9 protein-coding genes and 1 pseudogene are annotated in these 9,334 nt (G+C 74.0%); 4 read left to right on the forward strand and 6 right to left on the reverse strand.

Features of this window, described 5'->3' with window-relative positions; translation table 11 throughout:
* From H1A17_RS32075 to H1A17_RS32100, 6 genes and pseudogenes are all read right to left on the reverse strand, one after another.
* Positions 1 to 414 (reverse strand): annotated as a pseudogene (locus H1A17_RS32075) (hypothetical protein); the annotation flags it as partial.
* A gap of 366 nt (positions 415 to 780) precedes the next feature.
* Positions 781 to 1,338 (reverse strand): ribosome recycling factor, encoded by a 558-nt coding sequence (gene frr / locus H1A17_RS32080; protein ID WP_145918377.1) that lies wholly within the window; start codon positions 1,336 to 1,338, stop codon positions 781 to 783.
* An 87-nt stretch (positions 1,339 to 1,425) separates the two neighbouring features.
* Positions 1,426 to 2,193, reverse strand: a complete 768-nt coding sequence (gene pyrH / locus H1A17_RS32085; RefSeq protein WP_091245924.1) for a UMP kinase — start codon at positions 2,191 to 2,193, stop codon at positions 1,426 to 1,428.
* Positions 2,194 to 2,364: 171 nt separating this feature from the next.
* Positions 2,365 to 3,192 (reverse strand): translation elongation factor Ts, encoded by an 828-nt coding sequence (gene tsf, locus H1A17_RS32090; protein ID WP_088645507.1) that lies wholly within the window; start codon positions 3,190 to 3,192, stop codon positions 2,365 to 2,367.
* Between the two features lie 134 nt (positions 3,193 to 3,326).
* Positions 3,327 to 4,184, reverse strand: a complete 858-nt coding sequence (gene rpsB, locus H1A17_RS32095; RefSeq protein WP_194823632.1) for a 30S ribosomal protein S2 — start codon at positions 4,182 to 4,184, stop codon at positions 3,327 to 3,329.
* 282 nt (positions 4,185 to 4,466) lie between these two features.
* Positions 4,467 to 5,732, reverse strand: coding sequence for a hypothetical protein (locus H1A17_RS32100; protein ID WP_309236921.1), 1,266 nt, complete (start codon positions 5,730 to 5,732; stop codon positions 4,467 to 4,469).
* Between the two features lie 233 nt (positions 5,733 to 5,965).
* Here H1A17_RS32100 and H1A17_RS32105 point away from each other — a divergent pair, with 233 nt between their 5' ends.
* The 4 genes from H1A17_RS32105 to H1A17_RS32120 all read left to right on the forward strand — a co-directional run.
* Positions 5,966 to 6,325 (forward strand): YraN family protein, encoded by a 360-nt coding sequence (locus tag H1A17_RS32105; protein ID WP_145918374.1) that lies wholly within the window; start codon positions 5,966 to 5,968, stop codon positions 6,323 to 6,325.
* A gap of 64 nt (positions 6,326 to 6,389) precedes the next feature.
* Entirely contained in the window at positions 6,390 to 7,910 is a 1,521-nt protein-coding gene (locus H1A17_RS32110) for a YifB family Mg chelatase-like AAA ATPase (protein WP_194823634.1), read from the forward strand.
* Positions 7,907 to 9,079 (forward strand): DNA-processing protein DprA, encoded by a 1,173-nt coding sequence (locus H1A17_RS32115; protein ID WP_194823635.1) that lies wholly within the window; start codon positions 7,907 to 7,909, stop codon positions 9,077 to 9,079. The genes H1A17_RS32110 and H1A17_RS32115 overlap by 4 nt, the downstream gene beginning before the upstream one ends.
* A gap of 71 nt (positions 9,080 to 9,150) precedes the next feature.
* On the forward strand, positions 9,151 to 9,334 hold a 184-nt coding region (locus tag H1A17_RS32120), incomplete at its 3' end, for a hypothetical protein (protein WP_228544644.1).

The following is a 9,334-nucleotide window of genomic DNA, read 5'->3' on the forward strand; positions in this document are numbered from 1 at the left end:
CGGGGACCGCCGGCCGGGCGGTGGCTCCGGCGGGTCGGTGTCGACCTGCGGCCGGGCGGCGACGTCGTCGCGGACCGGGGCGAACGACGAGGTCGGCGCGTCGTCGTCGCGGACCGGCGTCAGCTGGGCGGTCGGGGCGTCGTCATCGCGGACCGGGGGCAGCTGCGAGGTCGGGGCGTCGTCGTCGGCGAACGGCCGGCCGGCCACCGGCGGGTCGTACGGACCGTCAGGCGACTCGTCGTGCCGGCGCACGGGCGGCCGGGGCGGGGCCTGCGGCACCGCTGACAGTTCGGTGCCCGACTGCCGGGGGGACCACGGTTCGACCTCCCGGTCCGGCCAGGGCAGCGCCGGAGGACGGTCGGACCGCTCCCAGCCACGGGGCCCGGTGCCGCTGTAGGGGTCGAGGGGGGACATCACGTACCGGACGACGGTACGAGTGCCACCACATGACGCAAGACCACAACCATCCCCTACCCGCGTGACAACGTCGGTTGACCGGCCCGACGGCCGATCGATCCCCGCCGTTCACCGCCCGGTGGCCGGGAATCGTGCCGAGCCTACTGCACGGGCCGGCCGGGCACGGTGGACGCCGGGCCCGGCGGGCCAGCGGTGGCGTCGTGCCGCCCCGCCCCGTCGGTCCCGCCGTCCCGCCGGTCCGTCACGGCACGGAGGCGGTGGGTTCCTCGCGGTGCCCCCGCCGGCCGGGGCCCTCCACGACGACGGCACCGGCGCGACGCCGCCGTCAGGCGGTGCCGCGCCGGTGCCGTGGCAGCCGGGAGGTCAGACCTCGAGCAGCTCCGACTCCTTGTGCTTGACCAGCTCGTCGACGGTGGCGACGTAACGCTGGGTCAGGTCGTCGAGTTCCTTCTCGGCGCGGCGGCCGTCGTCCTCGCCGACCTCGCCGTCCTTGACCAGCCGGTCCAGCTCTTCCTTGCCCTTGCGGCGGACGTTGCGGACCGCCACCTTGGCTTCCTCGCCCTTGTGCCGGGCCACCTTGATCATCTCGCGGCGGCGCTCCTCGGTCATCTGCGGGAGCAGGATGCGCAGCTGGTTGCCCTCGTTGTTCGGGTTCACCCCGAGGTCCGAGTCGCGGATCGCCTTCTCCATGGCGTTGATCTGCGAGTTGTCGTACGGCTTGATGATGACCATGCGCGGCTCGGGCACCCCGATGGACGCCATCTGGGGCAGCGGGGTGGGCGTGCCGTAGTAGTCGATGACGACCTTGGAGAACATGGCGGCGTTGGCGCGACCGGTACGGATGGCGCCGAACTCCTCCTTGGCGTGCTCGACCGCACGCTCCATCTTCTCCTCGGCCTCGAGGAGGGTGTCGTCGATCACCGGTCTCCTCGCCTCCTTCTGTTGCTCGTCGTGGGCTGATCTGCTGCTCTGGTGCGGAGGACCGCTGTCGGTGGCCGGCGGGATCGGTCAGGCGGTGATCAGCGTACCGATCTTGTCGCCGCCGACGGCCCGGATGATCGTGTCCTCGCCCTGGGCGCCGAAGACCAGCATCGGCAGCCCGTTCTCCATGCAGAGGCTGAACGCCGCGGCGTCGGCCACCCGCAGGTTGCGTTGCAACACCTCGGAGAAGGTGATCGAGTCGAACTTGCTGGCGTCCGGGTCGATCCGGGGGTCGGCGCTGTAGACGCCGTCCACGCCGTTCTTGCTCATCAGCACCACGTCGGCGCGGATCTCCAGGGCCCGCTGGGCGGCCACCGTGTCGGTGGAGAAGTACGGCATCCCGGCACCGGCCCCGAAGATCACCACCCGACCCTTCTCCAGGTGCCGGATCGCCCGCAGCGGAATGTACGGCTCGGCGACCTGGGCCATCGTGATCGCGCTCTGCACGCGCGTCTCGATGCCCTCCTTCTCCAGGAAGTCCTGCAACGCCAGGCAGTTCATCACGGTGCCCAGCATGCCCATGTAGTCGGCGCGGGCCCGGTCCATGCCGCGCTTCTGCAACTCCGCGCCCCGGAAGAAGTTGCCGCCGCCGACCACCACGGAGACCTGCACACCACGCCGCACGACGGTGGCGATCTGCCGGGCGATGGCCTGCACGACGTCCGGGTCGACACCGATCGCCCCACCGCCGAACACCTCGCCGGAGAGCTTCAGCACCACTCGGCGGGCGCGGCCGGGCGGCGGCGCCGTCGGGTCGTCCGCCTCCAGGCTCCGGTCGTTCACAACCTGTGTCATCCGCCCCGCCCTTCCCGCGCGCACGTCGACCGCGCCGCGTCACCGCGTACCTGCCCGTTGCCGACCCTATGTGACGAGGAGGCCGCGGTGCCTGTCACGTACACCGGCGGCCTCCTCGTCGACGTTGCGTGCCCGTCCGGGCGCGGTGTCCGCGCCCGGTCCGTGGGCGGCTCAGGCCTGGCCGACCTCGAACCGTACGAAGCGGGTCACCTCGATGCCGGCCTCGGCCAGCACCTGCTTGACGGTCTTCTTGTTGTCGGCGACCGACGCCTGCTCGATCAGGACGTAGTCCTTGAAGAAGGCGTTCACCCGACCCTCGACGATCTTCGGCAGGGCCGCCTCGGGCTTGTTCTCCTCGCGGGCGGTCTGCTCGGCGATGCGCCGCTCGGACTCGACGACGTCGGCCGGCACCTCGTCCCGGGTGACGTACTTCGGACGCATCGCGGCGATCTGCATCGCGGTGCCCCGGGCGTCGGCGTCGGCGGCCTCGTCGGTCTTGCCGGTGTACTCCACCAGCACGCCGACGGCCGGCGGCAGGTCCTGGCTCTTGCGGTGCAGGTAGACCGCGACGGTGCCGTCGAGCTTGGCGAAGCGGTTCAGCACCAGCTTCTCGCCGATCTTGGCGGACTGCTCCTGGACCAGGTCGGCGACGGTCTTGCCGTCCAGCTCGGTGGCGAGCAGTTCCTCGGCGGTGCCGACGCCGCTGCGCTCACCGTGCTCGACCAGCTGCTGCGCCAGGGCGACGAAGGCGTCGGTCTTGGCCACGAAGTCGGTCTCGCAGTTGAGCTCCAGCAGCGCCTTGCCCGAGTGCGCGACGAGGCCGTTGGCGGCGGTCCGGCCGGCCCGCTTGCCGACGTCCTTCGCGCCCTTGACGCGCAGGATCTCGACGGCCTTGTCGAAGTCGCCCTCCGCCTCGGTGAGCGCCTTCTTGCAGTCCATCATGCCGGCGCCGGTGAGGTCGCGGAGCTTCTTGACGTCCGCGGCGGTGAAGTTGGACATGACTCTCTCTTCGGTGTTGAGACTGCGGTGGGTGGTCTGGGGTGCCGGTTACCCGGAACGGAGCCGGACGTGCCCGGCAGGGACCGTCGCACCCCGCCGCCCGGTCGTCCGGGCGGCGGGACGCGACGGTGCGGTCACTCGGCGGCGGCGGTGGCCGGCTGCTCGGCCGGCTGCTGCGCGTCGGCCGCCGGCTGCTCGTCGGCCTTCTTCGGCTCCAGCAGCTCGCGCTCCCACTCGGCCAGCGGCTCGTCGCTGCCGACCTGACCCGCCTCCGGCTTCTCGTCGCCACCGCGACGCCGGCCGGAACGGGCGATCAGACCGTCGGCGACGGCGGCGGCCACGACCTTGGTCAGCAGCTCGGCGGAGCGGATCGCGTCGTCGTTGCCCGGGATCGGGAAGTCGACCTCGTCCGGGTCGCAGTTGGTGTCCAGCACCGCGATCACCGGGATGCCCAGCTTGCGGGCCTCGTCGACGGCGATGTGCTCCTTCTTGGTGTCGACGATCCAGACCGCGGCCGGGAGCTTCTGCATGTCCCGCAGACCACCGAGGGTCTTGGTGAGCTTGGTCTTCTCACGGAACAGCTGGAGGGTCTCCTTCTTGGTGTAGCCGGCGGCGGTGCCGGTCAGGTCACCCAGCGCCTCCAGCTCCTTCATCCGCTGGAGCCGCTTGTACACCGTCTGGAAGTTGGTCAGCATGCCACCGAGCCAGCGGTGGTTGACGTACGGCTGACCGACCCGGGTCGCCTGCTCGGAGATGGCCTCCTGAGCCTGCTTCTTGGTGCCGACGAACAGGATGCTGCCGCCCTCGGCCACCGTGTTGCGCACGAAGTCGTACGCCTTCTCGATGTAGTCGAGGGTCTGGCGCAGGTCGATGATGTAGATGCCGTTGCGCTCGGTCATGATGAAGCGCTTCATCTTCGGGTTCCAGCGCCGGGTCTGGTGCCCGAAGTGGACACCGCTCTCCAGCAGCTGACGCATGGTCACGACGGCCATGGTGGGGTACTCCTCAAGATCCCTGGTTGTTCCGCCCGACCGGTGGCCGGGCGTCCTGGCGCCTGGTCGCCGGCCATGGTGGGCCCGACGGGATCGGGACCAGGGAGGCCGTCGCCCCACGACGAGACGTGGGGAGGGCACGCGAGGTCGACCGCGCAAGGCGGTCGCCAAGAGCCCAGTGTACGCCCCCACCCCGCCACCCGGCCCCGGGCTCCCCTCCGATGGAAGGGCGGCCCGGGATGCGGGAGGCGTCACCCTCGACGCAGCCGGCTGGTGGGCGGGTCAGCGGGCGGCCAGGGCGGCGGCGACGAAGAGGACCAGCCCGATGGTGAGGTAGGCGGTCGGCGGGCGCAGCCAGCCCCGGTCGCCATCGGCCATCGCCAGCCCGCCGGCACGCAGCCCGTACAGGCCACCGGCGAAGATCGGCAGCCCGACCACCAGGAAGATGCCCACGACGACGTGCGACACCGGGACCGGATCGCCGGTCAGGCCGTGCAGCAGCACCCGCAGCGCCGGAATCTCGAAGACCAGCACCGACAGACCCAGCAGCGCCGCCAGCGCCGGCCGCCGGGTGCGGTAGACGCCGTCGGAGGCCGGCCCACCCGTCCGGTACGCCCCGTCGGGGCCGGCCACGCCGTCCGGACGGGGCACGACCGGCGCCATCGGGCCGGTCGGCACCTCCAGCGGGGAGGGTTCGGCCGGCCGGTTGGGTTCGACGATCGGATAGTTGCCCAGCGCCGCCGGCCGCCCCGGCTCGGAGCCGGCCAGCGGACCGACCCCGCTGACCCCCAGCACGCCGGAGTCGGCGGCGAACCGACCGGTGCCGCCGTCAGCCGCACCGAGCCGACCGGCGCCGCCCGACCGGCCGGCGCCCGGGTCGCCGACGCCCCGGCCCGCCCCGGTGTCGCTCAGCAGGCCGGCCCCGGTGTCACCGGCACCCCGTACCGGGAGGCCCCCGAGCGAGCCCGCGCCGGTGTCGCCGCTCGAACGGGCCACGCCGAGCGGGCCGCTCCCGGTGTCACCCAGCCGGCCGGTGCCGGTGTCACCCACACTCCGCCCCAGCCCGCTGTCGGCCAGCCGGCCGGTGCCGGTGTCACCCACACTCCGCCCCAGCCCGCTGTCGGCCAGCCGGCCGGTGCCGGTGTCGCCGATGCCCCGGGCGGACCCGCCGAGCGACCCCGCGCCGGTGTCCCCGAGCGGACCGGAATCGCCGGCGCCGGCCTCCCGGGCGGCCCGTCGGCCCACCCGGTCGGTGGGGAGTTCGCCGGAGACCTCCGGTTCGTCCCGACGGAGCCGGGTCGGCCGGTATCCGGCGGAGTCGCCCCCGCCGTCACCCAACGGGTCGGCCGCGTCGAAGCGCCCCGGATCGAGACGGTTCGCGTCCGCGTACCGGCCCTCCTCGGCAGCCCGCTGGTCGGGTGTCCGCAACTCGTCGTACCGGCGCACCCCGCTCGCCGTCCGCCAGTCCGGGTCGTCGTACGCGCGGTCCCGGCCGGCCGGGTACCAGCGCGACTCCTGATCTTCGGGGTAGCTCCGTCGTGCGTCCACGTCCGGCACCGTATGCGACCGACCCGTCCGACGCCATTCGCAGGTCGGACCGCTCGACAGGACCGATCGGGCGGATCATCCCCGGTGGTCGACCCCGCCCGGAGCAGGGCGTATCCGGGTGTCCATAGCACGTCGGGGCCCTGATCGTCCGCTCGTCCACAGCCCCCCGGGTTGTCCACAGCCGGGGCCACGGGGGTCGCGTCCCGCCCGCCCCCACCCGGACCCTGACGGGCATGACCAACCGGAACCAGGCGATCGGCGCGTACGGCGAGCGGTGCGCCGTACGCCATCTGATCGGGGCCGGGCTGCGCCCGGTGGCCCGCAACTGGCGCTGCCGCGAGGGCGAGATCGACGTCATCGCCTGGGACGGCCCGGTCCTCGCCTTCTGCGAGGTGAAGACCCGCCGGGGGGACACCTACGGCAGTCCCGCCGAGGCGGTCGTCCCGGCCAAGGCCCGACGGTTGCGCGGGCTCGCCGTCCGCTGGTTGGCCGAGACCGGGACCACCGCCGACGAGGTCCGCTTCGACGTGCTGTCGGTCCGGCTGCCTCCGGCCGGGCCGGCCCGGGTCGAGCATCTCAAGGGCGCCTTCTGATGGCCGGCGGGTGCCGGCACGAGAACCGGTGGTCCGGCGGGCGGGTCCGGGCAGGGGTGGCGCGGTGAGCTACGCCAAGGTGCTCGGGGTGGGGTTGGTCGGCGTCACCGGCCACCTGGTCGAGGTCGAGGCGGACCTCTCCCCCGGCCTGCCGGCGGTGGTCATCTCCGGGCTGCCGGACACCGCCCTGCACGAGGCGCGGGACCGGGTCCGCGCGGCCGTGGTCAACTCGGGGCAGCGCTGGCCCAACCGCCGGATCACCCTCAACCTGCTGCCCGCCACGCTGCCCAAGTACGGCTCGGCCTTCGACCTGGCCATCGCGGTCGCCCTGCTCGGTGCCGCCGGTGAACTGCCGCTGCTGCCGGTGGAGGGGGTGGTGGTGCTCGGTGAGCTGGGGCTCGACGGGACGGTCCGCCCGGTCCGTGGCGTACTGCCGATGGTCACCGCCGCCGTACGCGCCGGGCTGGACCGGGTGGTCGTACCGGTGGGGAACGCGGCGGAGGCGGCGGTGATCCCCGGGGTGCGGGTCCGCGCCGTCGACACCCTGCACCGGCTGGTGGCGTTCATCCGGGACGGGACGCCCCTGCTCGAACCACCGCCCCCCGTCCCCGTCGAGGCGGCGGCCGGGCCGGATCTCGCCGACGTCGCCGGGCAGGGCCTGGGCCGACGCGCGGTGGAGGTGGCGGCGGCCGGCGGACACCACCTCTCCCTGCTGGGGCCACCCGGTGCCGGCAAGACGATGCTCGCCGAACGGTTGCCGTCGATCCTGCCGGAACTCGACGACGCCGCCGCGCTGGAGGTGACCGCGCTGCACTCGATCGCCGGCATCCTGCCGCCGGACGGCCGGCTGCTGCGCCGTCCACCGTTCCAGGCACCGCACCACTCGGCCACCGTGGCGTCCCTCGTCGGCGGCGGCTCGGGACTGGCCCGGCCGGGAGCGGTGTCGCTGGCGCACCGGGGCGTGCTCTTCCTCGACGAGGCCGCCGAGTTCAGCAAGGCCGCCCTGGAGGCGTTGCGCCAACCGCTGGAGAGCGGGCAGGTGCACCTGACCCGGGCGCGGGGCGGCACCCGGTACCCGGCCAGGGTCCAGTTGGTGCTGGCCGCCAATCCCTGCCCCTGCGCCCGGCCCGGGGGCGACACGCTCTGCGAGTGCAGCCCGCTGGCCCGCCGGCGGTACCTCGGCCGGCTCTCCGGTCCCCTGCTCGACCGGATCGACGTACAGGTCAGGGTGCTGCCGGTGCGGGCGGCCGAATTGATGGGCACCGACCCGGACGGTGAGCCGTCGGCGGCGGTCGCCGCCCGGGTGGTGGCGGCGCGCGGGGCTGCCGCCGAGCGGTGGGCCGCCGTCGGGCACCGGCTCAACGCGGAGGTGCCCGGTCCGCTGCTGCGCCGCCCACCGTGGCGGCTCGCCGCCGGGGCCACCGCCGAGTTACGCGGTCGACTCGACCGGGGTTCGCTCTCGGCCCGGGGCTTCGACCGGATCATCCGGCTCGCCTGGACGATCGCCGACCTCGACGGCCGGACCCGGCCTGACCGTGACGACGTCCGGGAGGCCATCGGCCTCAGAACGGGGGAGGAAGCGTGACCAGCATCGAGGATCTGCACGCCCGGGTGGCGCTCACCTGGCTGGCCGAGCCGGGCACCCGGTCGGTGTACCAGCTGGTGGGTCGGCTGGGTGCGGTGGCCGCCCTGAAGCTGCTGCTCGACGGTGGTGCGCCCGGCGACGCGTTGCGGGCGACGGTGGCGGCCCGGCTGGACGCCGGCGACCCCCGCGCGGTGGCGGCCGAGGCGGTGGCGCTCACCGACCGGCTCGGCGCGCGGATCGTCTGTCCGGCCGACGACGAGTGGCCCGCCCCGCTGGGTGACCTGGAACGGCTCGAACTGCCCGGGGCGAGCCGGAAGGTCGACCGGGAGACCGCCCCACCGCTGTGCCTGTGGGTACGCGGCGGGTGGCCGCTGGCCGAGGTGCTGGACCGCTCGGTCGCGGTGGTCGGCGCACGGGCCGCCACCGGGTACGGCGTGCACGTCGCCACCGAACTCGGGTACGGCCTGGCCGACCGGGAGTGGACGGTGGTCTCCGGTGGCGCGTTCGGCATCGACGCCGCCGCCCACCGGGGCGCGTTGAACGCCGGTGGGGTGACGGTGGCGGTGCTGGCCTGTGGGGTGGACCGTCCCTACCCGATGGGCAACTCCGCGCTCTTCGACCGGATCGCCGAGACCGGCCTGCTGATCAGCGAGTGGCTGCCGGGCGCGGAGCCGCTTCGTCCCCGCTTCCTGGTCCGCAACCGGGTGATCGCCGCCGGGACCCGGGGCAGCGTGCTGGTCGAGGCGGCGGCACGCAGCGGCGCGGCCCAGACCCTGCACCGGGCGATCGCCCTCCGACGACCCTCGATGGTGGTGCCCGGCCCGGTCACCTCGGCGCTGTCCGTCGGCGCACACGAGCTGCTCCGCGAGTACGGGGACACCCGGCTCGTCACCGGCCTCGCGCACGTGCTGGAGGAGGTGGGTCGGATCGGGGTCGACCTGGCGCCGCCCGCCCGGGGTGCGGCCCGCCCGACCGACGTCCTCGACGACGAGGCGACCATGCTGCGTGAGTCGATGCCCCGACGCGGCACGGTCGGCGCGGACGTGCTCGCCGCCCGGGCCGGCGTTCCGGTCCGGACGGCGTTACGCAAACTCGCCCTGCTGGAGGAGTTGGGCCTGGTGGCCCGCCGCGCCGACGGCTACGCCCTCACCCGGCCCCCGTCGCGTTGAGGCGGAGGCGACGGATGGCACCCGGACGTGCCGTACCCCGGCGGACGGGTTCGGATGCGATGATCGCTGCCGTGTCGATTCCCCGTCGTTCCGTCCTCGGTCTCGGATTCGCCGCCGCCCTCGGGCTGACCGGCTGCGCGCAGAACCCGCCCGCCGGGCCGGCCGGCTCCTGGGCCACCCCCGCCCCCGGTGACGGCCCGCAGGGCGGCCATCCCTTGCGGTCGCGCTGCTCGCACACCTCCAACGGGGTGGCCA

The sequence above is a fragment of the Micromonospora sp. S-DT3-3-22 genome (genome assembly GCF_015354745.1).
GTDB classification, from domain to species: Bacteria; Actinomycetota; Actinomycetes; order Mycobacteriales; family Micromonosporaceae; genus Micromonospora; species Micromonospora wenchangensis.